This is a genomic window from Pseudoroseomonas cervicalis (assembly GCF_030818485.1).
Classification (GTDB): Bacteria; Pseudomonadota; Alphaproteobacteria; order Acetobacterales; family Acetobacteraceae; genus Pseudoroseomonas; species Pseudoroseomonas cervicalis_A.
The window spans coordinates 832,657-857,318 of record NZ_JAUTAJ010000004.1; the positions used below are offsets into that span (position 1 = coordinate 832,657).

22 protein-coding genes are annotated in these 24,662 nt (G+C 71.8%); 9 read left to right on the forward strand and 13 right to left on the reverse strand.

Annotated features, from left to right (window positions below; all coding sequences use genetic code 11):
• Window positions 1-174 precede the first annotated feature (174 nt).
• Both QE401_RS07765 and QE401_RS07770 read right to left on the reverse strand, forming a co-directional pair.
• Window positions 175-564, reverse strand: a complete 390-nt coding sequence (locus tag QE401_RS07765) for a fluoride efflux transporter FluC (RefSeq protein WP_307137662.1) — start codon at window positions 562-564, stop codon at window positions 175-177.
• Window positions 561-1,973 carry a replication-associated recombination protein A gene (locus QE401_RS07770; protein ID WP_307137663.1) on the reverse strand — a complete coding sequence of 471 codons (1,413 nt, stop codon included), beginning with the start codon at window positions 1,971-1,973 and terminating at the stop codon, window positions 561-563. Before QE401_RS07770 ends, QE401_RS07765 begins: the two co-directional genes overlap by 4 nt.
• A 156-nt stretch (window positions 1,974-2,129) precedes the next feature.
• Between QE401_RS07770 and alaS the strand changes: the two genes are divergently transcribed.
• Window positions 2,130-4,775: an alanine--tRNA ligase gene (gene alaS, locus QE401_RS07775; RefSeq protein ID WP_307137664.1), complete on the forward strand. Its 2,646-nt coding sequence runs from the start codon at window positions 2,130-2,132 to the stop codon at window positions 4,773-4,775.
• Between the two features lie 36 nt (window positions 4,776-4,811).
• Window positions 4,812-5,870, forward strand: a complete 1,059-nt coding sequence (locus QE401_RS07780; RefSeq protein WP_307137665.1) for a DmpA family aminopeptidase — start codon at window positions 4,812-4,814, stop codon at window positions 5,868-5,870.
• A gap of 58 nt (window positions 5,871-5,928) precedes the next feature.
• On the opposite strand, the gene QE401_RS07785 is transcribed toward QE401_RS07780, so the two are convergent.
• The 7 genes from QE401_RS07785 to QE401_RS07815 form a co-directional block, all read right to left on the reverse strand.
• Window positions 5,929-8,172: a xanthine dehydrogenase family protein molybdopterin-binding subunit gene (locus QE401_RS07785; RefSeq protein ID WP_307137666.1), complete on the reverse strand. Its 2,244-nt coding sequence runs from the start codon at window positions 8,170-8,172 to the stop codon at window positions 5,929-5,931.
• Complete coding sequence (locus QE401_RS07790) at window positions 8,169-9,173, reverse strand: FAD binding domain-containing protein (RefSeq protein WP_307137667.1); 1,005 nt, start codon at window positions 9,171-9,173, stop codon at window positions 8,169-8,171. The genes QE401_RS07785 and QE401_RS07790 overlap by 4 nt, the downstream gene beginning before the upstream one ends.
• Window positions 9,173-9,649: a (2Fe-2S)-binding protein gene (locus QE401_RS07795; RefSeq protein ID WP_307140199.1), complete on the reverse strand. Its 477-nt coding sequence runs from the start codon at window positions 9,647-9,649 to the stop codon at window positions 9,173-9,175. Before QE401_RS07795 ends, QE401_RS07790 begins: the two co-directional genes overlap by 1 nt.
• 144 nt (window positions 9,650-9,793) lie before the next feature.
• Window positions 9,794-10,828 carry an NAD-dependent epimerase/dehydratase family protein gene (locus QE401_RS07800; protein ID WP_307137668.1) on the reverse strand — a complete coding sequence of 345 codons (1,035 nt, stop codon included), beginning with the start codon at window positions 10,826-10,828 and terminating at the stop codon, window positions 9,794-9,796.
• A complete protein-coding gene (locus QE401_RS07805; protein WP_307137669.1) occupies window positions 10,825-13,383 on the reverse strand; it encodes a glycosyltransferase family 4 protein in 2,559 nt (852 codons plus the stop codon). Before QE401_RS07805 ends, QE401_RS07800 begins: the two co-directional genes overlap by 4 nt.
• 49 nt (window positions 13,384-13,432) lie before the next feature.
• Window positions 13,433-14,185: a tRNA1(Val) (adenine(37)-N6)-methyltransferase gene (locus QE401_RS07810; protein ID WP_307137670.1), complete on the reverse strand. Its 753-nt coding sequence runs from the start codon at window positions 14,183-14,185 to the stop codon at window positions 13,433-13,435.
• On the reverse strand, window positions 14,182-14,409 hold the full coding sequence (locus QE401_RS07815) for a putative signal transducing protein (protein ID WP_307137671.1): 228 nt from the start codon (window positions 14,407-14,409) through the stop codon (window positions 14,182-14,184). Before QE401_RS07815 ends, QE401_RS07810 begins: the two co-directional genes overlap by 4 nt.
• 174 nt (window positions 14,410-14,583) lie before the next feature.
• Between QE401_RS07815 and QE401_RS07820 the strand changes: the two genes are divergently transcribed.
• The 4 genes from QE401_RS07820 to QE401_RS07835 all read left to right on the forward strand — a co-directional run bounded on the left by QE401_RS07820 (window position 14,584) and on the right by QE401_RS07835 (window position 18,332).
• On the forward strand, window positions 14,584-15,588 hold the full coding sequence (locus QE401_RS07820) for a polyprenyl synthetase family protein (RefSeq protein ID WP_307140200.1): 1,005 nt from the start codon (window positions 14,584-14,586) through the stop codon (window positions 15,586-15,588).
• A gap of 145 nt (window positions 15,589-15,733) precedes the next feature.
• Complete coding sequence (locus QE401_RS07825; RefSeq protein ID WP_307137672.1) at window positions 15,734-16,417, forward strand: GntR family transcriptional regulator; 684 nt, start codon at window positions 15,734-15,736, stop codon at window positions 16,415-16,417.
• Between the two features lie 19 nt (window positions 16,418-16,436).
• Window positions 16,437-16,982 carry a cysteine dioxygenase family protein gene (locus tag QE401_RS07830; RefSeq protein WP_307137673.1) on the forward strand — a complete coding sequence of 182 codons (546 nt, stop codon included), beginning with the start codon at window positions 16,437-16,439 and terminating at the stop codon, window positions 16,980-16,982.
• A 48-nt stretch (window positions 16,983-17,030) separates the two neighbouring features.
• The gene (locus tag QE401_RS07835) at window positions 17,031-18,332 is read left to right on the forward strand and encodes an NAD(P)/FAD-dependent oxidoreductase (protein ID WP_307137674.1); all 1,302 of its coding nucleotides are present in this window, start codon (window positions 17,031-17,033) and stop codon (window positions 18,330-18,332) included.
• Between the two features lie 69 nt (window positions 18,333-18,401).
• On the opposite strand, the gene bfr is transcribed toward QE401_RS07835, so the two are convergent.
• The 4 genes from bfr to QE401_RS07855 all read right to left on the reverse strand — a co-directional run bounded on the left by bfr (window position 18,402) and on the right by QE401_RS07855 (window position 21,504).
• Window positions 18,402-18,893 carry a bacterioferritin gene (gene bfr / locus QE401_RS07840; RefSeq protein WP_307137675.1) on the reverse strand — a complete coding sequence of 164 codons (492 nt, stop codon included), beginning with the start codon at window positions 18,891-18,893 and terminating at the stop codon, window positions 18,402-18,404.
• Between the two features lie 121 nt (window positions 18,894-19,014).
• Window positions 19,015-19,254 (reverse strand): (2Fe-2S)-binding protein, encoded by a 240-nt coding sequence (locus tag QE401_RS07845; protein WP_307137676.1) that lies wholly within the window; start codon window positions 19,252-19,254, stop codon window positions 19,015-19,017.
• A gap of 13 nt (window positions 19,255-19,267) precedes the next feature.
• The gene (recQ, locus tag QE401_RS07850; protein WP_307140201.1) at window positions 19,268-21,094 is read right to left on the reverse strand and encodes a DNA helicase RecQ; all 1,827 of its coding nucleotides are present in this window, start codon (window positions 21,092-21,094) and stop codon (window positions 19,268-19,270) included.
• The gene (locus QE401_RS07855) at window positions 21,091-21,504 is read right to left on the reverse strand and encodes an OmpA family protein (protein ID WP_307140202.1); all 414 of its coding nucleotides are present in this window, start codon (window positions 21,502-21,504) and stop codon (window positions 21,091-21,093) included. Before QE401_RS07855 ends, recQ begins: the two co-directional genes overlap by 4 nt.
• A gap of 141 nt (window positions 21,505-21,645) precedes the next feature.
• Here QE401_RS07855 and QE401_RS07860 point away from each other — a divergent pair, with 141 nt between their 5' ends.
• The 3 genes from QE401_RS07860 (at window position 21,646) to QE401_RS07870 (ending at window position 24,605) form a co-directional block, all read left to right on the forward strand.
• Window positions 21,646-22,617: a Gfo/Idh/MocA family protein gene (locus QE401_RS07860; protein WP_307137677.1), complete on the forward strand. Its 972-nt coding sequence runs from the start codon at window positions 21,646-21,648 to the stop codon at window positions 22,615-22,617.
• A gap of 62 nt (window positions 22,618-22,679) precedes the next feature.
• Entirely contained in the window at window positions 22,680-24,083 is a 1,404-nt protein-coding gene (locus QE401_RS07865) for a leucyl aminopeptidase family protein (protein ID WP_307137678.1), read from the forward strand.
• 120 nt (window positions 24,084-24,203) lie between these two features.
• The gene (locus QE401_RS07870; RefSeq protein WP_307137679.1) at window positions 24,204-24,605 is read left to right on the forward strand and encodes a MarR family transcriptional regulator; all 402 of its coding nucleotides are present in this window, start codon (window positions 24,204-24,206) and stop codon (window positions 24,603-24,605) included.
• The last annotated feature ends 57 nt before the right edge of the window (window positions 24,606-24,662 follow it).

A 24,662-nucleotide genomic window follows, 5' to 3' on the forward strand; every position in this document is an offset into this window, starting at 1 on the left:
CAGTCTCGATCAACGCGTGCGCGCGGCTTGTAGCAGGGGGCGCCGCGCGGCTCACCCCAAGAATGGGTGGGTTGTGAAGGAAGCATTTTTTCAGCTGGCGTCCCGCCTCAGGCCATCTGCGGACGCCAGCCGAAAGAAGTCTTTTTGCTTCTTTTTCTTCAGAAAAAGAAGATCTTAGAATCTCCGTCCCAGTGCGAAGCACAGCGCGAAAGCGCCGAGGCCGAGCGCCATGGTCAGCGCCAGATAACCCAGCGCCACGGCCGGGTTGCGCTCCCACAGCACGCCGATATCCAGCGCGAAGGCCGAGAAGGTGGTGAAGCCGCCGAGGATTCCGGTGATCGCCAGCAGCCGCGCCTCCTGCGGGAAGGGCATGCCGGCCAGCATGGCGCCGCCCAGCAGGCCGATCACCGCGCTGCCGGCGACATTCACCGCCAGCGTGCCCCAGGGGAGCGCGGTGCCGAACCAGGCGGCCGACCAGACGCCCACCGCATAGCGCAGCACCGAGCCGGCGGCGCCGCCGAGCGCCACCAGCGCCAGGGCAAGGGGGGAGAAGGCGCCGCTCATCGCCGCGTCCGCCGCGCCGGGCCGCCCGCTTCCTGCGCCGCTGCGGCCGCTTCCTCCTCGGCCCGCGCCTGGCGCAGCCGCTCCCACTCCTCCAGCCGGTCGAGGATGCGCGCCTCGATGCCGCGCCCGGCGGGGCGGTAGAAGCGCTGCCGCGGCATGCCGTCGGGGAAGTAGTTCTGGCCGCTGAAACCTTCCTCCTGGTCGTGGTCATAGGCATAGCCGGCGCCATAGCCGAGCTGCTTCATCAGCTTGGTCGGCGCGTTCAGGATATGGGCGGGGGGCATCAGGCTGCCGGTCTCCTTGGCCGCGCGGCGGGCTTCCTTGTAGCCCACATAGACGGCGTTCGATTTGGGCGCGGCGCCCAGATGCACCACCAGCTGCGCCAGGGCCAGCTCGCCTTCCGGGCTGCCCAGTCGCTCATAGGTCTCCCAGGCGGCGATGGCGGCGGGCAGGGCGGAGGGGTCGGCCAGGCCGATATCCTCGGCGGCGAAGCGGGTCAGGCGGCGGGCGATGTAGCGCGGGTCCTCGCCGCCCTCCAGCATGCGGGAGAACCAGTACAGCGCCGCATCCGGGTCGGAGCCGCGCAGCGACTTATGGAGCGCGGAGATGAGGTTGTAATGCTCCTCCCGGTCCTTGTCGTAGAGGGCCGCCCGCTTGGCCAGCAGGGCGGAGAGCCCGGCCGGGTCCAGCGCCGCGCTGCCCTCCGGCAGGGCCAGCAGCTGCTCGGCCATGTTCAGCAAATAGCGGCCATCGCCATCGGCCATGGCACGCAGTACGCCGCGGGCGGCCTCGTCCACCGGCAGGGCGCGGCCGGAATCGGCCTCGGCCCGGGCCAGCAGCCGCTCCAGCGCCGCATCATCCAGCCGGCGCAGCACCATCACCTGGCAGCGCGACAGGATGGCGCCATTCAGCGCGAAGGACGGGTTCTCCGTGGTGGCGCCCACCAGCGTGACCGTCCCATCCTCCACCACCGGCAGAAAACCGTCCTGCTGGGCGCGGTTGAAGCGGTGGATCTCGTCGACGAAGAGCAGCGTGCCCTGGCCGGCGCGGCGCCGCGCGCGGGCCTCGTCAAAGGCCTTCTTCAGATCGGCCACGCCCGAGAAGACGGCGGAGAGGGCGGCGAAGCGCAGCCCCGCCGCCTCGGCGAGCAGCCGGGCGATGGTGGTCTTGCCGACGCCGGGCGGGCCCCAGAGGATCAGCGAGGCCAGGGCGCCGCGCTCCAGCATCCGGGTGATGGCGCCCTCCGGCCCCAGCAAATGTTCCTGCCCGACCACCTCGGGCAAAGCGCGCGGGCGCAGCCGGTCGGCCAGGGGGCGCGCGGCCTCGGCCATGCCCTCCGGCGCGGCGTCGTCATCGGGGGCGGCAGGCGGGGCGCCGAACAGGTCGTCGGTCTGGGCTTTGCGCGGCATGGCGCCCTTATAACGCCGCAGCGCGGCAGGGCTGCATAGGGGACCCGCGGGACATGCCCGGAAGGCCGCTCTTCCCACTCCCTTCCGGCCGCGCTACGTCAGCGGCCACGGAATATCACGCCCAGGGCTAGAGAGCGGAAGGCGACAGAGCGGACGATGACCAGCAGCAACGACATCCGGGCCACCTTCCTCGACTACTTCGCCCGCCATGGCCATACGGTGGTGGAATCCTCGCCCCTGGTGCCGCGCAACGACCCGACGCTGATGTTCACCAACAGCGGCATGGTGCAGTTCAAGAACGTCTTCACCGGTCAGGAGAAGCGGCCCTATTCCCGCGCCACCACCGCCCAGAAGTCGGTGCGCGCCGGCGGCAAGCACAACGACCTGGACAATGTCGGCTACACCGCCCGGCACCACACCTTCTTCGAGATGCTGGGCAATTTCTCCTTCGGCGACTATTTCAAGGACCAGGCGATCGAGCATGCCTGGACCCTGCTGACCAAGGATTTCTCCCTTCCGAAGGAGAAGCTGCTGGTCACCGTCTTCTCCGAGGATGAGGACGCCGCGGCGCTGTGGCGCAAGATCGCCGGCCTGCCGGATGAGAAGATCATCCGCATCCCGACCTCCGACAATTTCTGGCGCATGGGCGATACCGGCCCCTGCGGCCCGTGCTCGGAGATCTTCTACGACCACGGCCCCTCCATCCCCGGCGGCCCGCCCGGCAGCCCGGACGAGGATGGCGACCGCTTCATCGAGATCTGGAACCTCGTGTTCATGCAGTATCTCGAGGAGCCAGCGGGCACCCGCAACCCGCTGCCGCGCCCCTCGATCGACACCGGCATGGGGCTGGAGCGCTTCGCCGCCATCCTGCAGGGCAAGCACGACAATTACGACATCGACACCTTCCGCGCCCTGATCCTGGCCTCGGCCGAGGCGACGGGCCAGGAGGCGGATGGGCCGTTCAAGATCAGCCACCGGGTGGTCGCCGACCATCTGCGCTCCGGCGCCTTCCTGATCGCCGATGGCGTGATGCCCTCGAATGAGGGGCGCGGCTATGTGCTGCGCCGCATCCTGCGCCGCGCCATGCGCCACGCCCATATGATGGGCACCAAGGAGCCGCTGCTCTATCGCCTGCTGCCCGCGCTGATCCGCCAGATGGGCGCCGCCTATCCCGAGCTGGTGCGCGCCGAGAGCCTGATTTCCGAGACGCTGAAGCTGGAAGAAAACCGTTTCCGCAGCCTGCTGGAGCGCGGCCTCGGCCTGCTGGCGGAGGAGAGCGGCAAGCTCGGCGAGAAGGGCACGCTGCCCGGTGACGTCGCCTTCAAGCTCTACGACACCTATGGCTTCCCGCTGGACCTGACGCAGGACGCGCTGCGCGGCGAGGGCAAGGCGGTGGATGTCGCTGGGTTCGAGGCGGCGATGGCCGAGCAGAAGAAGCGTGCCCGCGCCGCCTGGGCCGGCTCCGGCGAGGCGGCGACCGAGACGCTGTGGTTCGACCTGAAGGAGAAGCTCGGCGCCACCGAGTTCCTCGGCTACTCGACCGAGAAGGCGGAGGGTGAGATCCTCGCCGTGGTCGCCAATGGTGCGGTGGTGGAGCGGGCGGGCCCGGGGACCGAGGTCGCCGTGGTGCTGAACCAGACCCCCTTCTATGCCGAGAGCGGTGGCCAGGTGGGCGACACCGGCCGCATCACCGGGGCCGACGGGCTGCGCATCGCGGTGCGCGACACGCAGAAGAAGCTCGGCCTGTTCGTGCATCTCGGCACGGTCGAGGCGGGCGAGGCGGCGCCGGGCAAGCCGGTGCAGGCCGAGGTGGAGCATGAGCGCCGCAGCGCCATCCGCGCCCACCATTCGGCGACCCACCTGCTGCATGAGGCGCTGCGCCGGCGGCTCGGCACCCATGTGGCGCAGAAGGGGTCTCTCAATGCGCCGGACCGGCTGCGCTTCGACGTCAGCCAGCCCACGCCGATGCAGCCCGAGGATCTGGCCTGGGTCGAGGCCGAGGTGAATGCCCGCATCCGCGAGAATGCCGAGGTGATCACCCGGCTGATGACGCCGGAAGCCGCCGTCGAGGCCGGCGCCATGGCGCTGTTCGGCGAGAAATATGGCGATGAGGTCCGCGTCGTCGGCATGGGCCATGACCCGGAGGCCACGGAGAAGCACGGCGTCTATTCGCTGGAGCTGTGCGGCGGCACCCATGTCCGCCGCACCGGCGATATCGGCCTGTTCAAGATCGTGGCCGAGGGCGCCGTCTCCGCCGGCGTGCGCCGCGTGGAAGCCGTGACGGGCGCCGCCGCCCTGGCGCTGATCGAGGCCGAGCAGAAGGCGCTGCGCGAGGCCGCCGCCACGCTGAAGGTGAACCCGGCCGAGCTGCCGGCGCGCATCGCCAGCCTGGTCGAGGAGCGCCGCAAGCTGGAGCGCGATGTCGCCGAGCTGCGCAAGAAGCTCGCCACCGGCGGCAGCGAGGCCTCGGTCGAGGAGGTGGGGGGCCTGCGCTTCTCCGCCCGCAACCTGGGCGAGGTGCCGCCGCGCGACCTGAAGGGCCTGGCCGAGGCGATCCTGAAATCCGGCACGGTCGATGTCGTCGCCCTGGTCTCGACCGCCGAGGGCAAGGCGAGCCTGGTGGCCGGCGTGGCCGATTCCGCCAAGGGCCGCGCCGATGCGGTGGCGCTGGTGCGGGCCGGCAGTGCCGCGGTGGGCGGCAAGGGCGGTGGCGGGCGTCCCGACATGGCCCAGGCCGGCGGCCCCGAGGCCGACAAGGCCGAGGACGCCCTGGCCGCCATGAAGGCCGCCCTGGCCGGATGAGCAGCGAGGTGTCGGGGGCGGCAGCGCCGCGCTGCCGTGCCCGCGATCTCGGCCTGCGCCCGGGGCAGTTTGCCCACGGGGGCGCTGAACGCCATCACCGATGTGGCGGGCGTGCTGGTCGGGCAGGTGACGCGGATCGAGGGTGAGTTCACCCGCACCGGCGTGACCGCCATCCGCGCGCATGGCGGCAACCTGTTCCGGGAGCGGGTGCCGGCGGGCCTCGCCACCATCAACGGCTTCGGCAAGCTGGCCGGAGCCACTCAGCTGCAGGAGCTGGGCGAGCTGGAATCGCCGATCGTCCTGACCAACACCCTCTCCGTCGGCCGCGCGCTGGAGGCGGTGGTGGACTGGACCCTGGCGCTGCCGGGCAATGAGGATGTGCGCTCGGTCAACGCCGTGGTGGGCGAGACCAATGACGGACGCCTGAACGACATCCGCGCCCGCGGCATCGGCGCCGAGGATGTGCTGCGCGCTCTCGCCGAGGCCAGCGATGGCCCGGTGGCGGAGGGCAGCGTCGGCGCCGGCACCGGCACGATGGCCTTCGGCTGGAAGGGCGGCATCGGCACCGCCTCCCGCCGCCTGCCGGAGGCGCTGGGCGGCTTCACCCTGGGCGCGCTGGTGCAGAGCAATTATGGCGGCGCGCTGCTGATGCAGGGCGTGCCGGTGGGCGAGGCGCTGGGCCATTTCTACCTGAAGGAGCATGCCGATCGCGGCGATGCCGATGGCTCGGTGATGGTGGTCATCGCCACCGATGCGCCGCTGTCGGACCGCAACCTGCAGCGCCTGGCGCTGCGGGCGATGGGCGGGCTGGCGCGCACCGGCGCCGCCTTCTCCGATGGCTCGGGCGACTATGCCATCGCCTTCTCCACCCATGCCGGGGTGCGGCGGCCGCAGCCGGCCTATGCCGACTGGCCGAATGAACGGATGTCACCGCTCTTCGTCGCCGCGATCGAGGCGGTGGAGGAGGCGGTGCTGAACTCCCTGCTGATGGCCACCACCATCGAGAGCCGCGACCCGCTGACCCGACGCAAGCGGCGCGGCGAGGCCATCGACCTCGACGCGCTGCGCGACCTGCTGCGCCGGCACGGGCGCTGAACGCGACAGGCGCGGGGAGGGGCTCCCCGCGCCTTTCAGCCGCTGCGCTGCCGGCGGATCAGTCGATCAGATCCTCGATCCGGATTGGCAGGCGGCGCAGCCGCCTTCCGGTGGCGTGGAACACCGCATTGGCGATGGCTGGCGCCACGCCGGTGATGCCGATCTCGCCCAGGCCCTTGGCGCCGATCGGGCCGATCTTGTCGTCCCGCTCGTCCAGCATCTCGACCTTGGTCTCCTGCACATCGGCATTCACCGCGATGTGGTACTCGGCCATGTCGGCATTGGCCCAGGCGGCGAAGCGCTCATCCATCTCGGATTTCTCGCGCAACGCATTGGACAGGCCCCAGATCATGCCGCCCATCAGCTGGCTGTGCGCCGTCTGGGGGTTCAGGATGGTGCCCCCGGCGAACACCGCCACCATGCGCGGCACCCGCAGCATGCGGGTGCGCGGGTTGATCCGCACCTCCACGAATTGCGCGCCCAGCGCCATGGTGGTGAAGCTCTCCATATCCGGCCCGGCCTGCGGGAAGCCTGCGCGCCACAGCATGCGCGACTGCTTGGCGGGCATTTCCGGATGCGCCCATTGGCTCAGCACCTCGACCTGGCCGCGCGGCAGGCTGCCCACGGCCTCGGCCAGGCTCTGGCGCCTGTTGCCGCTGACGACTTCGCCGTCCTCCAGCCGCAGGCGCTCCGGCGCTTCACCCTGGAAGGGGCCTTCCGCCTGGCAAAGTGCTGCAAACAGCTCGGCCCGCGCCGTCTCGGCCGCTTGGCCGACGGCATTGCCGGTGGCCAGCGCCGTCGTGCTGCCGCCCGCCGCATTGGCCGGCGCCAGCGCGCTGTCGCCCAGCCGCACCGTCACCTTGTCCGGCGTCAGGCCCAGCCGCTCGGCGGCAATCTGCGCCAGGATGGTGTAGGTGCCGGTGCCGATCTCGGCCGCCGCGGTGCCCACCTCCACCCGCCCTTCGGCGGTGATGCGCAGACGGGCCGCGCTGGTGGTGATGAAGGTCGGATAGACCGAGGTAGCACAGCCCCAGCCCACCAGCTCGTCGCCCTCGCGCATGCTGCGCGGCGCATGGTCCCGGCGCGACCAGCCGAACAGCTCGGCGCCGCGCTCGTAGCAGCGCAGCAGGGAGCGGCTGGACCAGGGCTTGCCATTGACCGGATCGCGCTCCGGCTCGTTGCGGCGGCGCAGCTCCACAGGATCCATGCGCAGCGCCGCGGCCATCTCGTCGAGCGCGCTTTCAAAGGCGAACATGGCCGGCGTCTCGGCCGGCGCGCGCATGAAGCCGGGCGCGTTCACATCCGTGCGGATGATGCCCTCGCGGAACCGCATCGCCGGGATGGCATAGAGCCGGGCCAGCACATCGCCGGCCGGGAAGCCGACATCATCGGTGCGGCTGGTCTGGTTCTCGCCTTCGTAATGCAGGCTGGTCAGCCGCCCGTCGCGCGTGGCGCCCAGGCGGATGCGCTGGCGCGTCTGCGGCCGGAAGGAGGAATTGCTGAAGCCCTGCTGGCGCGACAGCTGCAGCTTCACCGGCCTGCCCAGCATGCGCGCCGCGGCGATGGCCAGCAGGCTGCTCGGCAGCAGTGTCGCCTTGCCGCCGAAGGCGCCGCCGACATAGGCGGAGCGCACCCGCACCTTCTCCTTAGGCAGGCCGAAGGCCTGGGCGATGCCGGCCTGCATGCCGCCGGCCCATTGGCTCGGCACATGCACCTCGACATCGCTCTGGCCGTCCCAGATGGCCAGGGTGCCATAGAGCTCGATCGGGTTGTGGTGCTGCGGCGGCTCCTCATACTCCGCCTCGATGCGTGCCTCGGCGCTGGCCCAGGCGGCATCGGCATCGCCGACCTCCAGCTCGCCCGCCTGCTCATCGGCTTCGGCGCCCTCGGGCATCAACCCCATGGCGCCGCTCTCGGCCCGGTAGCGCGGCTGCAGCCGGGCGGCGGCCTCCTCGGCCAGCTCGCGTCGATCGGCCACCACCATGGCGACGATCTGGCCATGATAGCGGATCTCGTCGCCTTCCAGCGGGCGGAAATCCGAATGCGCATGGCCACCGGCCAGCAGGCCGGAATCCGCCTGCAGCTTCGGCATGTTCTCATGCGTCAGCACCAGCTGCACGCCCGGCTCGCGCAGCAGCGCCGCGCTGTCGATGGACAGCACGCGCCCGCGGGCGATCGGGGCCAGGACCAGCGCGGCATGCAGCATGCCGGCATAGCCATGGTCCAGCGCATAGGCGGCGCGGCCGGTGACCTTGGCGCGGCCGTCGATGCGCGGCACCGGGGTTCCGATGATGGCGTTCATGCCGCGATCTCCTGCCCGCCGCGCTTCAGGGCCAGGCGCAGCGCTTCCTCCACCGTGCCCTGGCCCAGCGTCACCTTGAATTCCTGCCCCGGGCGCGGGCGCGCCCCATCCATGGCGCGCTCCGCCGCGCCGCGCAGCAGCGCGGCACTGGGCGCCTGGCCGCGCAGCAGCTCCTCCGTCGCATGCGCCCGCCAGGGTGTGGTGGCCAGGCCGCCCAGCGCCACCCGTGCCTCGGCGATGCGCCCGCCCTCCAGCCGCAGCGCCACCGCGGCGGAGCTGATGGCGAAGGCGAAGGATTCCCGGTCGCGCACCTTCACATAGCAGGAGGCGCGCCCGGCCTCGGTGGCGGGCACGCGGATGGCGGTAAGGATCTCGCCCGGCTGCAGCGCCGTCTCGGCGTCCGGCTTCTCGCCATAGGGGATGTGGAAGGAATCGATCGGCAGGCTGCGCCGCCCGCCCGGCCCGGTCATCTCGACGATGGCGTCGAAGGCGGTCAGCGCCACGGCCCAGTCGCTGGGCATGGTGGCGATGCACTGGTCGGAGCCGCCGAGGATGGCATGGGTGCGGTTGACACCCTCCAGCGCGGCGCAGCCGCTGCCCGGCTTGCGCTTGTTGCACTGCTCATAGCGGGTGTCGCGGAAATAGGTGCAGCGCGTCCGCTGCAGCAGATTGCCGCCGACGGTTGCCATGTTGCGCAGCTGGGCCGAGGCCGCCAGCGACAGGCTTTCCGCCAGCGCCGGGTAGTCCTGGTTCAGCACGATGTCGTCGGCGACCTCCGCCATCGGCGCCAGGGCGCCGAAGCGCAGCTCGCGCCCGGCGAGCTGGAAACCGCGCAGCTCGGCCACATCCTGCAGATCGACCACATGCTCGGGCCGCATCACGCCGATGCGCATCAGATCGACCAGCGTGGTGCCACCGGCGAGGTAGGACGTGCCCGGCTGCGCACCGGCGCGCAGCGCATCCTGCAGATCGGTGGCGCGATGATAGGAGAAGCCCTGCATCACACGCCCCCCTTGGCGGCCGCATCCTGGATCGCCTCGACGATCTTCGGATAGGCGGCGCAGCGGCAGAGATTGCCGGACATGTATTCGCGGATCTCCTCGGCCGAGCCCGCATGGCCTTCGCGCACGCAGGCCACCGCCGAGATGATCTGCCCCGGCGTGCAATAGCCGCACTGGAAGGCGTCATGGTCGATGAAGGCCTGCTGCATCGGATGCAGCCTGTCGCCTTCGGCCAGGCCCTCGATGGTGGTGACGGATTTGCCCTGCGCCGCGACGGCGAGGGTCAGGCAGGAATTCACCCGCTGCCCGTCGACCAGCACGGTGCAGGCGCCACAGGCGCCCTGGTTGCAGCCCGGCTTGGCGCCGGTCAGGCCCAGATGGTCGCGCAACGCATCGAGCAGCGTGGTGCGCACATCCAGGCTCAGCCGGTGCGACTGGCCATTGACCTGCAGGAGGATGGTGGCGTCCTGGCGCATCGCCACGGACGGCGCCCTTTCGCGAACCTCGCCCATATCCCGTCTCCGCTTGCTGTGAACCCGCATCTCGGGGCCACAACGCGACAGGGCGGTACGGGTGCCTTCACAGGGCCGTGGCCGGGAAGGGCCAGCGCCAGCCTGGCCTCAGTTGAGGCCGTGGTGGTTGCGGTACCAGGTGACGAAGCGCTCAAGCCCCGTCGCCAGCGGGGTGGAGGGAGCGAAGCCGATGGCGGCGCGCAGGAGCGAGACATCGGCCCAGGTGCGCTCCACATCGCCGGGCTGCATCGGCAGTTCCTGGCGGATCGCCTCGCGCCCGGTGAAGCGCTCCAGCAGCGTCACCACCTCGTTCACCATCACCGGCGAGTCATTGCCGATATTGAACAGGCGATGCGGCACGGAGGGCGAAATGCGGCCGGGCTCCTCGGCCGCGCAGGGCGGTGTCACGGCCAGGCGGGCGATGGCCTCGACGATCTCGTCGATATAGGTGAAGTCGCGCCACAGCTTGCCGCCATCATAGAGCGGGATGGGCTCGCCCGCGAACAGGGCGCGGGTGAACTTCCAATAGGCCATGTCGGGGCGGCCGAAGGGGCCATAGACCGTGAAGAAGCGCAGCCCGGTCACCGGCAGGCGATAGAGATGTGCATAGGTCTGCGCCATCAGCTCATTGGCGCGCTTGGTGGCGGCGTAGAGCGAGACCGGCTGCTCCACCGCATCCCGCTCCTGGAACGGCACCTTGGTGTTGGCGCCATAGACCGAGGAGGAGGAGGCGTAGATCAGGTGGCGCACCGGGTGGTGGCGCGCCGCCTCCAGCACCTCGAGGAAGCCGTCGACATTGGCCGAGGTATAGGCGCGCGGATTGTCGAGCGAGTAGCGGACGCCGGCCTGCGCCGCCAGGTGCATGACATAGTCCGGCCGCGTCTCGGCCCAGACCGTGGCCAGCGCGCCGGGCTCGGCGATGTCGAGCTCGCGGAAGCGGAAGCCCGGGCTGGCGCCCAGGCGCCGCAGCCGCGCCTGCTTCAGGGCAGGATCGTAATAGTCGGTCAGGACGTCGACGCCGGTGACTTCGGCGCCGGCCGCGAGCAGGCGCTGCGACAGGGCGGCACCGATGAAGCCGGCCGCGCCGGTGACCAGCACGCGCGCGCCGGTCAGGTCCGGGGCGGGGGAGGGGATTGCGTTCACGAGGCGGGTGTCAGGAAGCTTTGCTGCTCAAGAAAGGCAAGACGCGACGCATGGTCGTCGAGGCGGCAGAGCATGAAGCCACGCAGCCCGGCGCCGATGCGGGTCTCCGCCTCGCCGGCAATTCCTTCCGCCGGAATGCCGGCACCATTGTCGAGTTCCAGATCCAGGGGTGTGCCGGCGGGCAGCGCCGGAAGGTCGAGCATATAGGTGACATCGCCCTGCGGTTGCAATGCCAGCTCGGCCACCGCCAGCACGCTGCCATCGGCGGCGGCGCGCAGCGTCACGTTGAGCGCCTCGGGCGGCGTGCGCAGCTCCAGATAGAGGCGCAGCGGCGCGCCGGCGGCCTGGGGCGGCAGCGGCAGGCGCAGCGCCGCGCTGCCCTCGCGGCACCACACGCCCCATTCCTCCATGCGGTGCCAGCCCGGACCTTCCCGCGTCGCATCGGCCATGGCCTGCGCCAGCTCCGGCCGCGGCGCCATGCTGCGGCGGGTGGCGTAGCGCTGGCCCAGCGCCAGCTGCGCCTGCTGCAGCGGCGGGCGCGGCGCCTGGCGCGCCAGATCGGCGATGGCGGCCAGCACATCGTCCTTCACCGCCGACCAGCTGCGCGGCCGGCCGCGCTCGCGCACCACCGCCTCCTGCGCCTGGCGGAAGCCGGCATCGAAGGCCACGCGCTCCAGCAGCGCCACCAGCTCCGGCAGGTTCTGCGGGGTGAAATACAGCGCCGCTTCGCCACCCGCCTCGGTCAGGGCGGAATGGCGCGGCGTCACCACCACCTTGCCATGCGCCAGGGATTCGGTGATCGGCAGGCCCCAGCCCTCGTAATGGCTGTTGTAGACGGTGAAGGCGCAGCCCTCATACAACGCGTCCAGCTCCTGGTCGGAGACCTGGGAGAGCAGCAGCACATGGCGTTGCAGCTCAGGCGCGTTGCGCAGCAGCGTCATCGCCGCCTCGGCATGCCAGCCCGGCTTGCCGACGCAGACCAGCCGCGGCACCCGGCCCGGGCCGTGCTGGCGCAGCAGCTGGAGCCAGGCGCTGAACACCAGCAGATGGTTCTTGCGGCTTTCCAGCGTGGCGACGAACAGCGCGTAGCTCTCGCCCGGCCGCAGCGCGCGCAGCGCTTCCAGCCCGGCGCCGGGGGCGCGGGCCATCAGCTCGCGCGGGTCGGCATCCAGCCGCACCACATGGCCGGCCGGGGCGATGCCGGGCAGCAGCGCCTCCATCTGCCGGCGCACATCCTGCAGCGTGTTCTGCGAATTGCAGATCAGCCCGTCGGCATGCAGCGCCATGGCGGCGAACCAGCGGGCGTAGTCGCGCACCATGCTCTGCTGGCAATGCTCCGGCACGATCAGCGGCACGCAATCATGCAGGAAGGGGATGTAGCGCAGCCCATGGCGGCGCTGCATGTCGCGCAGCGCGCGGAAATACTCCGACAGCCCCCAGGAATTGCCGAGATTGACCAGGATGGCACCGGCGGGGAAGGCGATCGGCGCGCTGCCGGCGATGCGGGCGCGCAACGCGTCGCGCGCCGCCACCCAGCCCGGCTCGGCCGGGTCGGCGCCGGTGCCGGCCTGGGCGCAAAGCGCGTCGAAGGCCTCGGCGGGCACTTCGCGCCAGCACAGGGCCTGGCGGTCGTAATCGGCCAGCTGGATGCGCAGGCCGGCGGGCGCGCCCTCGGACATGGCGCGGCGGACGATGCCCATCTGCACGCGCTGGATGCCGGTGGGCGTGCGGAAGCCGTTGAAATAGACGAGGACGTCCGAGACATCGAGGTAGAGATGCGTCGTGCCGCTCACTGCCGGCGCGACGCTGGCGGCGGGCGGCGCCGCGGCGATCACCGGGGCGGGGGCAGGGGCCGCCGGTTCAGGGATAGGGGCCGGGGCAGGCGGCGGGGCGGCCGGCGCCGCCGGCTCGGCGAAGGGATCATGCGCGAAGGGGTCGTGATAGAGGACCGGCGCGGCCGGCTCGGCCGGCGGCTCCTCCGCGGCCGGCGCGGGCGGGATCTCGGCCTCGGGCGCCGCGGCGGGCAGCTCCGGCGTGGCCGGCGGCTCCACCAGCAGCGCGGGCGGGGCGTCTGGCGCGGGCGGCAGCGCCTCGGCCGGCGGCTCGGCGGGCTGTGCCGCCGGCGGCGGGTCGAAGGCCGGCACCGGCGCGATGCGCGTCTCGGCCGGCCCCTCCAGCCAGGAGGCGGTGGCGGAGGCCTCGCGCCAGGCATCGGCATTGCCGGGGTCCAGCGACACGGCGCGGGCATAATGCTGCGCCGCCTCGCGCCGCTGGCCCAGCAGCTTGTGCGCGTGGCCGAGCTGCAGCTGCAGATCGGCATCCTCCGGCGCCAGCCGCTCGGCATCCTGGTAGCGCGCCAGCGCCTCGCTCAGATAGCCGGCCTCCTTCAGGCAATGGCCCTGCTGCACCATCAGCGGCCAGGCCTCCGGCCGCAGCGCGACGACGCGGCCATAGAGTTCGGCGGCCTCGGTCCAGGACGCGGCGTCACGGCGCTGATCGGCGGCGGCGAGCAGCGCGTCGGCTTCGGAAGGGGCAGGATCGAGATCGAGGCTCATGCCGCATCCTCGTAAAGCAGCCCCCCGGGGCGTGCAATTGGCGGTGCGGTCAGCGCCAGGGCAGGGCTTCGCCACCGCCAAGCACGGCCTCCGCCGCCGCCGACCAGCCCTGGCCGTCATGCAGCACCATGCCGGGCGCGATGCCGTCCGGCCCGCGGCCACCGCGCCGCCCGCGCAGCAGCGCCCGGCGCGACTCCCGCCCGGCGCGCGGCCAGAGCGGAAAAAGCGACACTTCTCCGCACCCTACGTCGCGCAGCGCGGCGGCGCCTTCCGAGAAGCGGGCGGTCGGCAGCACCAGGGTCAGGCTGCCACGATGGCGCAGCGGGGCCGCCAGGGCGGCGGCCCAGGCCTCGAGGCCTGGGCCTTCGCCGGCATGGGTGGCGCCGGCGCGCAGCGGCACGGGCGGTGCGCTGCCCTCCGGCCAGTAGGGCGGATTGGCGAAAGCGTGATCGCAGCGCGGCCAGGCGCGGCGCAGGGCCGGGTCGGCGATGTCGCCGGTCAGCACCTCGACCGCCGCCGCATGGCCGTTGCGCGCCGCATTCTCCCGCGCCAGCGCCGCCAGTTCCGGATCGCGCTCCACGGCGATGACGCGCAGCCCCGGCAGGCGGGCCAGCAGGCACAGGAAGACGGCGCCGCTGCCGCAGCCGCCCTCCAGCACCGTCTCGCCGGGGCGGGCGGGGATGGCGGCGGCCAGCATCACCGCGTCCAGCCCGGCGCGCAGGCCCTGGCGCGGCTGGCGCAGGGCCACCCGGCCGCCGAGCAGCCGGTCCTCGCTGCAGGCATCGGGCTGGGCGAGGCTCATGCCCCCGCCTCCTCCGCCGGGGGGAAGCCGGCCTGGCGCAGCACGGAGACGGCGCGGCCATGATCCTCCGGCAGCACGGCCAGCCGGCGGGGAAAGGCACCGATGCCGCCATGCAGCGCCGAGACATGCGTGTCCAGCTGCAGGCTGGGAATGCCGGCGTCGGAGAGCAGAGCCGCCAGGAAGGTCAGCCGCACCGGGTCCAGGCTTTCGGCCACCACCCGCATGGTCGATCATGCTCCGTCGAGAGAGAAGGGGATGCAGCGCCCGCCCGCGGCGGCGCGTCCGGAGGCAAGCTTGCTGGCCCGGACCCCGGTGGCTATGGTGCCCGCCCCAGCACAGAGGTCAATGGCCGCGTGAGCTTCCCCGCCGCGCCGACGCGCACCGCGCCGGAAAACGCAATCCCTCCCGCCTCTTCCCCGGATGCCGAGGATGCGCTGACCGCCCTGGTCAGCCTGGTCCGCGAGGATCTGGAGGCCTGCAACCGCGAGATCATCGCGCGGATGCAGAGCCCCGTGCAACTGATCCCGCAGCTGGCCGCGCATCTGATCGCCGCCGGCGGCAAGCGGCTGCGTCCGCTGCTGGTGCTGGCCGCCGCACGGCTCTGCGGCTATCGCGGCCAGCGGCATGTCGGCCTCGCCGCCTGCGTCGAGTTCATCCACACCGCCACGCTGCTGCATGACGACGTCGTGGACGAAAGCGATCTGCGCCGCGGCCAGGCCAGCGCCAATGCCATCTTCGGCAACAAGGCCAGCGTGCTGGTGGGCGATTTCCTCTTCGCCCGCGCCTTCCAGCTGATGACCGCCGACGGTTCGCTCGAGGTGCTGGACATCCTCTGCGGCGCCTCCGCCACCATCGCCGAGGGCGAGGTGCTGCAGCTGGTGATCCAGAACGACACCAGCTCGACCGAGGCGCAGTATCTCGAGGTGATCGAGGGCAAGACCGCCGCGCTCTTCGCCGCCGCCACCCGCGTGGGCGCCGTGGTCGCCGAGCGGCCGAAGGCCGAGGCCGATGCGCTGGAGGCCTATGGCCGCAATTTCGGCATCGCCTTCCAGCTGGTGGATGACGCGCTGGACTACTCGGCCGAGCAGGAGCGGCTGGGCAAGACGGTCGGCGACGATTTCCGCGAGGGCAAGATCACCCTGCCGGTGCTGCTGGCCTTCGCCCGCGGCGACGAGACGGAGAAGACCTTCTGGCGCCGGGTGCTGGAGGAGAGGCAGCAGGAGGAGGGCGATCTCGCCCATGCCCTGGCGCTGATGCACCGCCACCGCGCCATCGAGGACACCATCGCCCGCGCCCGCCACTATGGAGACCTGGCGCTGCAGGGCCTGGCGCCCTTCGCCGACGGCCCGGAGAAGCGGGCCCTGGCCGGGGTGGTGGAGTTCTGCATCGCCCGCGCGCGCTGACGCCTGACCGTCTCTCAGGGCTTGGATGAACCCGGCGGCCGGATGGCCGCCGGGTTTTTTCGTGCCGGCGCCAACAGGGCGCTTGCAGCCAGACGGCCGTTTCGGCATGTTGTTGACATGTCAGTGACATGAGGAGCGCCCTGTCATGTCCGTCCTGCTGCCCGTCGAAGTTCCGCCCTCGCTGACCGAGCAGGCCGTCGCCGCGCTGCGGCGCGAGATCCTGACCACCCGCCTGCTGCCCGGCGAGACGCTGAGCGAGGCCTCTGCGGCGCAGCTGCTGGGCCTGGGCAAGGCGCCGGTGCGCGCGGCGCTCGCCCGGCTGGCGGAGGAGGGGCTGGTGCAGGCGGTGCCGCGGCGCGGCTGGATCGTTTCCCTGGTCACCATCCGCGACATCCATGAGGTGTTCGACCTGCGCCTGCTGCTGGAGCCCGAGGCCGCGCGCCGCGCCGCCGGGCGCGTCGATGCCGAGGCGCTGCGCCGGCTCGACAATGTCTGCGCCTGCGGCTACCGGCCGGAGGACGAGGACAGCACCCAGACCTTCCTGGGGGCCAACAAGGCCTTCCACGTCGCGGTGGCCGAACTCGCCGGCAACAACCGCCTGGCGCGGCAGATCGACCGGCTGCTGGATGAGAGCACGCGCATGCTCACCCTTGGCCTGCGCGCGCGCGACCGCACCGGCGAGATGGCGCATGAGCATCACGAGCTGATCGAGGCCATGGCGCTCGGCCGCGCCGAGGATGCCGCCGTCATCATGCATCAGCAGGTCCTGGCCTCCCGCACCATGGTGCTGGAGGCGCTGACCTCGCCGCATTCCAACACCGTCATCTGAACCCGAAGGAGGCCGCCCGATGTCCTTCATCGCCCCGCGCGCCGAGCCCGCCCTGCGCTCGCACAGCCCGAGCCTGCGCCGCATGCTGGCCGACATCGCCATCGCCGCGCGCAGCGAGCTGGCCGGGCGGGAGGCCCGCATCGCGGAAGCCATCGGCGCGCATCTGGCCGCGCCCGACCTGCTGGAGGGCCAGCCCTGCCCCTGCTCGCCGGAGCGCTATGTGCGCCACCTGCTGCAGGCGGATCCCGAGGGCGGCTATGCCGTGGTGGCGCTGGCCTGGCGGCCGGGGCAGATGAGCCCGGTGCATGCGCACCGCACCTGGTGCGCGCTCGGCGTCCATGCCGGCATCCTGACCGAGGGCTTCTACACCCCCGATGCCTGCGGCCAGCCGGTGCAGACCGGCAGCGTGCTGCGCCCGCCCGGCGCCACCTGCCACGGCCCGGCCGACCCGAAGCTGATCCATCGCCTGGCCAATCTCAGCAGCGGCGAGGCGATTTCCATCCATGTCTATGGCGCCGCCTTCGACCGCTTCGGCGAGGACGTCAATCTGGTCTATGCCGGCTGAGCGGCGCAGTCTGTCGGGGCTTTCTTCCGCCTGACAGGAGTCGCCGCCGTGACCACACTGGATCTGCCCCCGAGCCTCTGGGCCGCGACGGCGCCGGCACCGCCGGCGACCCAGCCGCTCGCGGGGCCGGTGCGGGCCGATGTGGCGGTGATCGGTGGCGGCTTCACCGGCCTCTCCGCCGCGCTGCATCTGGCCGAGGGCGGCGCCGACACGCTGCTGCTGGAGGCGGGGCCGATCGGCTATGGCGCCTCGGGCCGCAACAATGGCCAGGTCATCCCGAACCTCTCGCGCCTCGACCCCGACGACATCGCCGCGCGTGTCGCGCCGGAGCTCGGCGGCCGTGACAAGGGCGAGCAGCTGGTCGGGCTGATCCGCGACAGCGCCAGCCTGGTCTTCGACCTGATCCGCCGCCACGGCATCGAGGCCGAGGCGGTGCAGAATGGCTGGATGCAGCCGGCGCACCGCCCCTCCCGCATGGCGCTGGTGCGCAGGCGCGCCGAGCAATGGGGCCGCCGCGGCGCGCCCGTCCGGCTGCTGGATAAGGCGGAGGTCGAGGCCCTGTCGGGCAGCAGCTTCTGGCAGGGCGGCTGGGAGAACCGGACGGGCGGCCGCATCAACCCGATGGGCTTCGCGCGCGGCCTGGCGGCGGCGGCGATCGAGGCCGGCGCCCGGCTGCACACCGACAGCCCCGCCACCGCCATCACCCGCGAGGGCCCGTCCTGGCGGATCGCGACGCCGGCTGGTGAGGTGGTGGCCTCGCGCATCATCCTGGCCTCGCATGCCTATACCCCGCCCGGGCTGTGGCCGGGCTTCGAGCGCAGCATGGTGCCGGTGCGCTCCTACCAGATGGCCACCGCGCCGCTCTCGGACAATCTCCGCCGCAGCATCCTGCCGCAGGGCCACGCGCTGTCCGACACCCAGGGCGATCTGCATTTTTTCCGTTTCGACGCGCAGGGTCGGCTGGTCACCGGCGGCGGGCTGATCCTGCCCGTGGGATGGGACAGCCGCATCCGCCGCCGCATCGCGGCGCGGGTGGAGCGGGTTTTCCCGCAGCTCGGCCCGGTCAGCTTCAGCCATGCCTGGTGGGGCTACATCGCCGCCACCGACGACAAGGCGCCGCATCTCTACGAGCTGGCGCCGGGCGTGCTGGGCTGGAGCGGCTGCAATGGCCGTGGCGTGGCGCTGGCGACGGCGCTGGGGCAGGAGATGGCGCGCGCCAGCCTGGGCGTGCCGCTGCGCGAGATCGCGGCGCCGGTCGAGACCCTGCGGCGCATCGCGCTGCATGGCTTCGCGCCACTGGGTGTGGCCTGGAACCAGGCGCTGTTCCGCTGGAAGGATGGCCGCGACTGAGCGCGGCGGGGCAGGGGGCGGCGCCCCCTGCGAGGCCCGGCCCCATGACCGGGACCGGGCCGGGCGGCGTCAGGCCTTGTGCTGGTCCGGCGCCGCGTCGCTGTTCAGCGTGATATATTTCGGCAGGCCGATCTGGCGGATCAGCTCGAACTGCGTGTCGACGAAATCGGCATGCTTCTCCTCGTCGATGAGGATGCGCACGAACAGGTCGCGGGAGACGAAGTCGCGCGCCGTCTCGCAATAGGCGATGGCCTCGCGGAGATCGGCGATCGCCTTCTCCTCCAGCTTCTGGTCGCAGCGCAGCACCTCCTCGACATTCTCGCCGATGAGGATCTGGTTCAGGCGCTGGACATTGGGCAGGCCGCCGAGGAAGAGGATGCGCTCGATCAGCTCATCCGCGTGCTTCATCTCCTCGATGGATTCTTCGTATTCGTGCTTGCCGAGCTTGGTCACGCCCCAATTGTCCAGCATCCGCGCATGCAGGAAATACTGGTTGATGGCGGTCAGCTCATTGGTGAGCTGGGTGTTCAGGTGCTCGATGACCTTGGGGTCGCGCAGCATGAGGAATCTCCGTCCCGGACAAGATGGGGCGCAGAGTGCCGAGCTGACCCTTTCAGGTCAAGCCTTTGTTTTTCCTCAAAATCTGCAATTGCGTGGCGATCTCAATCGCCTTGCGCGCCGCTCAGTCGCCGGAGGCCGCCTGGGCCTCGGCCGGGCTCTGGTCGCGGATGATGCTCAGCATGGTACCGGTGCAGCAGCCGCACTGGGCATTGCAGTTGCAGGCGGCATAGACCTCTTTCGGCCGGTTGGCGCCCGCGGCGATGGCGCCGCGGATCTGGCTGTCGGTCAGGCCGTTGCAGATGCAGACATACATGAAAGGCACCGCGTCGTTGCTGGCGATGCGGTTGATAGACGTTCGCAATTCCAATTGCAAGTCATTCGCACTCTCGCAGCACCTTCAGCACCGCCTCGCCGTAGCGCTCCAGCTTGGTGGCGCCGACGCCCGGGATCTGCGACAGCGCGTCGAGCGTGCCGGGCAGGGTGGAAGCGATCTCCGCCAGGGTGCGGTCCTGGAAGATGACGTAGGAAGGCACGCCCTGGGCCGAGGCGACCCGGCGTCGCCAGTCGCGCAGCGCGGCGAAGACCGGGTCGGCGCTGGCGGCTGCCGGCAGCGTGCCGCGCCCGGCCCTGCGGGCGCCGGGGGCGGGGGCCACCAGCTCCTCGCGGAACATCACCGGCTGCTCGCCCTTCAGGATCGGCCGCGCCGCGTCGGTCGGCACCAGCTCGCCGTGATTCTCCACGGCCACATCCAGCGCGCCCTGCGCCACCAGCTGGCGGGCGATGCCCTTCCAGGCGGTCTCCGGCAGGTCGCGGCCAACCCCGAAGGTCGGCAGCTGGTCATGGCCGAACTGCGTCACCTTCTGCGTGGTCTTGCCCTGCAGCACGTCGATGATGTGGCCGACGCCGAAGCGCCGCCCGGTGCGCAGCACCGCCGAGAGCAGCTTCTGCGCCGCCACCGTGCCGTCGAACAGCTTGGGCGGCGTGAGGCAGATGTCGCAGCGGCCGCAGGGTTCCGGCGCCTCTTCGCCGAAGCACCGGAGCAGGATCTGCCGGCGGCAGGTCGAGGCCTCGGCGATCGAGACCATGGCATCCAGCCGCTGCCGCTCGACGCGCTTCTGCTCGTCGCTGGCAGCGCTTTCCTGGATGCGGTGGCGGGCCAGCGCGATGTCGCCGGCGCCATAGAGCAGCAGCGCCTCGGCCGGCAGCCCGTCGCGCCCGGCGCGGCCGATCTCCTGGTACCAGCTCTCCGGGCTGCGCGGCAGGTCGGTATGGGCGACATAGCGCACATCCGGCCGGTCGATGCCCATGCCGAAGGCGATGGTCGCCGCCATCACCACCGCGTCGCCGCGGGCGAAGCGGCGATGCGCCTCGCGCTTCTCGGCAGGCTCCAGCCCGGCATGGAAGACCAGCGCGTCATGCCCGTCGCCACGCAGCCATTCGGCGGTCTGCTCCGCCTTGCGGCGGGTGCCGCAATAGATCAGCCCGGCGCCGGTTCCATCGCCGGCGCGCTTGATGAAGCCGCGCAGCTGGCCGCGCTCATGGTCGCGGGGCAGGGCGGCCATGCGGATATTCGGCCGGTCGAAGCTGGCGCGGAACAGCGGGCTGTCTTCCAGCTTCAGCTGCCGCTGGATGTCCTGCACCGTGCGCGGATCGGCCGTCGCCGTCAGCGCCAGGCGTGGCACCTTGGGAAAGCGCTCGGCCAGCACCGGCAGGGCGCGGTATTCGGGGCGGAAATGATGGCCCCATTGGCTGACGCAATGCGCCTCGTCGATGGCGAAGAGGGCGATGCGCATCTCGTCCAGCCGCGCCAGCGTGCCCTCGCCGGTCAGCCGCTCGGGCGAGACGTAGAGCAGCTTCAGCTGGCCGGAATCGAGGTCGCGCCACACCGCCCGCGCCTCGTCGGGCGGCAACTCGGAATGCAGGGCGGCGGCGGCGATGTCCTGCTGCCGCAGCGCCGCGACCTGATCCTCCATCAGCGCGATGAGGGGGGAGACGACCACGCCGAGCCCGGGGCGGCAGAGCGCCGGCACCTGGAAGCAGAGGCTCTTGCCCCCGCCGGTCGGCATCAGCACCAGGCCGGAGCCGCCCGCCACCGCATGGCGGACCACCTCCTCCTGCAGGCCCCGGAAGCCGGTATGGCCGAACACGCGGTGCAGGACCTCGAGTGGGTCCTGCCACGCGGCAACATCCTGTGCGTTTATGGCGTCACCTGTTCCTGGCCGATGCGGATCTCCACCCGCCGGCTTTCCAGAGGCATCATCTCGAACGGCACGGGCCCGCGCGGCGACACGCGGATGCGGGCCGGCGCGACGCCCTGGGCCCGCAGGGCCGCGGCCACATTCTCGGCCCGCGCGGCGGAGAGCGCCTGGTTGTAGGCGCGGCCGCCATCCGGATCGGCGAAGCCCAGCACCTGCACCGGGGCCTGGGGCTGCGCCTGGGCCGCCTGGGCGACCTGCGCGACCACGCCCTGCGCGGCATCGTCCAGCGAGGAACTGTCCTCGGTGAAGAACACCACCTGCACCGGCGGCGCCGGGGGCGGCGCTTCGCCGGGAAGGGTGCAGGCCGCCAGCAGCGGCAGCGACGCCAGGCCGATGAGGAACACGCGACGCATGCGCGCAGTCTCCGATCCAGAGGGGATGGCGCATGGATGCGCGGTGCGCGGCGCCGCGTCAACCATGAGCTCGGCCGGGGGCTGGTCGGGCCGCGCCGCCTCGCCTAGGTTCCGCGGCTTCGCGAGCAGGAGGGGGGCGACATGGCCCAGATCGCACTTGGCATCGTCGGCTTCGGCATCATGGGGGAGCGGCTGCTGCGCACCGCCTTCCCGCATCCGGAGGTGCGCCTGGCCGGCGTCTGGGACCCTTCGCCGGAGGCCGTGTCGCGGCTGCGCGAGGTGGCGCCCGAGGCGCCGATGCTGCCCGACGCCGCCGCGGTGATCGAGCATTGCGACGCGCTCTACATCGCCGCGCCGCCGGCCGCGCATATCCCGCTGGCGCGCGCGGCGCTGGCCGCTGGCCGCGCCGTGCTGCTGGAGAAGCCGCTGGCCACCGACCTCGCCGAGGCCGCGGCCTTCGTGGATGAGGCCGAGGCGATGGGCGCCCGCGCCGCGGTGAACTTCCCCATGGCCTCCTCCCCGGCGGTGGCGCAGCTTTCCGCCTGGCGCCAGGGGGGCGCGGTCGGGGCGCCGCAGGCGCTGCAGATCGCCACCGATTTCGGCCGCTGGCCGCGCGGCTGGCAGCATGGCGCCGCCACCTGGCTGGCGCGCCGGGCGGAGGGCGGTTTCACCCGGGAGGTGGTCTCCCACTTCCTGTTCCTGACGCTGCGCCAGCTGGGCGCGCTGGAGCTGGTCTCGGCGCGGGTCGACTACCCTGAGGGCGATCGGGCGGAGACGGCGATCGAGGCCGAGCTGCGCGCCGGCGGCGTGCCGGTGCGGCTTACCGGCAGCGTCGGCCGCATCGCCGAGGATGAGGCCAATGCCTGGGTGCTGCGCGGCGAGGCGGGCGCGATCCGTCTGCGCAACTGGTCGCTGGCCGAGCGGCTGGAGGCCGATGGCGCCTGGCGCACCGCGCCCGACGCCGTGCCCAATGAGGCGATGCGGCCCATGGTGCTGGGCGGCCAGATGCGCAAGCTGGCGGCGCTGACCCGCGGCGAGACGGGCACCGGCCTGGCCACGCTGCGTGAAGCGCTGACGGTGCAACAAATTGTTGAACAGATCCTGCGAAGCTAACGCTTCACCGCGGCGTTACCGGGATGGGCCCTAGGGTCCATCCCTGGCGCCGGAAGGATCGCATGCTGCCCCTCGACATCCTGGACCGTCCCGACGGCCTGCCGCTGCATCTGGTGCCGGCCGCCGGGCTCGACGCCTTCCTGGCGGCGCGGCCGGAGCAGGCCGGCTTCCTCGCGGCCAGCGGCTTCGCGGCGCGTGCGGGGGAATGGCGGCTGCTGCCGGATGCCGATGGCCTGGCGGGCGCCGTGCTCGGCCTGGGGCGGGAGGAGGGGGCCATCGCCTCCCCCTGGAGCTATGGCGGGCTGCCCATGGCCCTGCCGGAGGGCAGTGCCTGGCAGCTGGCCGGGGCCGATGCGGCGACGGATGCCGCCGCCGCGCTGGGCTGGGGCCTCGGCGCCTATCGCTTCGGCCGCTACCGGGCCGCGCCCCGCCAGCCGGCACGGCTGCAGCTGCGCCAGGCGCCGCGGCGCAGCCTGATCGCGTTGCGCGCCGCCTGGATGGTGCGCGACCTGATCAACACCCCGGCCGCCGATCTGGGCCCCGCGGAACTGGCCGAGGCGGTGGCCGCGCTCGGCCACGAGCATGGCGCCGAGGTCGAGATCGTCGAGGGCGCGGTGCTGGCGCAGGGCTTTCCCGCCATCGCCGCGGTCGGCCAGGGCAGCCCGCGCGCGCCGCGCGTGGCGCTGCTGCGCTGGGGCCGGCCGGGTGACCCGCTGCTGGCGCTGTGCGGCAAGGGCGTGGTGTTCGACACCGGCGGGCTGGACCTGAAGAGCGCCGAGGGCATGCGGCGCATGAAGAAGGACATGGGCGGCGCCGCCATGCTGATGGGGCTGGCGCGCATGGTGATGGAAAGCGGGCTGCGGCTGCGCCTGCTTCTGGCCGTGGGCTGCGTCGAGAATGCGGTGTCCGGCACGGCGATGCGCCCCTCCGACGTCATCCGCACCCGCGCCGGGCTCAGCGTCGAGATCGGCAACACCGATGCCGAGGGGCGTCTGGTGCTGGCCGATCTGCTGGCCTGCGCCGCCGCCGAGAAGCCCTGGCTGCTGATCGACGCGGCGACGCTGACCGGCGCGGCCCGAGTCGCCCTGGGCCCCGACCTGCCGGCGCTGTTCACGCCGGACCGCGCCCTATCCGCCCTGCTGCAGCAGGCGGGGGAGGAGGCGCATGATCCGCTGTGGCCGCTGCCATTGCACAGTGGTTACGCTTCGTGGCTCGACAGTTCGATCGCGGACCTCAACAACGTGGCCAGCCGCCCGATGGCCGGTGCCATCGTCGCATCCCTATTTCTACGAAGATTTGTTCCGGAAGATCTTCGATGGGCGCATCTGGACCTGTATGGGTGGAACGATTCCACGAGGCCCGGACGGCCTGAGGGCGGCGAAGCTCAAGCGATGCGAGCCTTGCATGCCGGCATCGAGAAACTCCTGTCTGGTGGAGAAGGTGACGAGGTCATATCGAAACCATGATCCTGTCATCCCAAATAAGACACCGTCTCGGTGACCGGCCGCAGGGCCAGCCGCCGTTCTTCAACTTCCGCACGGCGCAACCCGCCGCCGGATCCGTTTTGCTAAGGGAATTCGCCCCAAATGCCCGTTCATAACGCTCCCGATCAACTGATTGGTATCCTGCGGGATACGGTGGTCGCTTTGGTGCGGCGCGACGGGCATGACCTGTCGGCGCGTCAGCTCGGCGTCTTCCTGACCGTCTATATGAGCGAGGGGCCGCACACGGTGCGGGGCCTGGCCGCGGCGCTGAACGTGTCGAAGCCCGCCATCACCCGCGCCCTCGACCGCCTGGGCGAGCTGGACCTGGCCCGCCGCAAGACCGACCCGCAGGACCGCCGCAGCGTGCTGGTCCAGCGCACGGTGAAGGGCGCGGCCTTCCTGCGCGAGATCCGCGGCATCATGGTCGAGGCCGACAACGCCTCCCGCGCCGTGGCGCCGTCGCAGCCGGCCAACACCGAGAGCGCCGCGCGCCGCGCCAGCTGAGCGCAGCCGCACCGGCCGGACCGACCCGCGGTTGTGAGCTACAACCGGAGGTCGCTC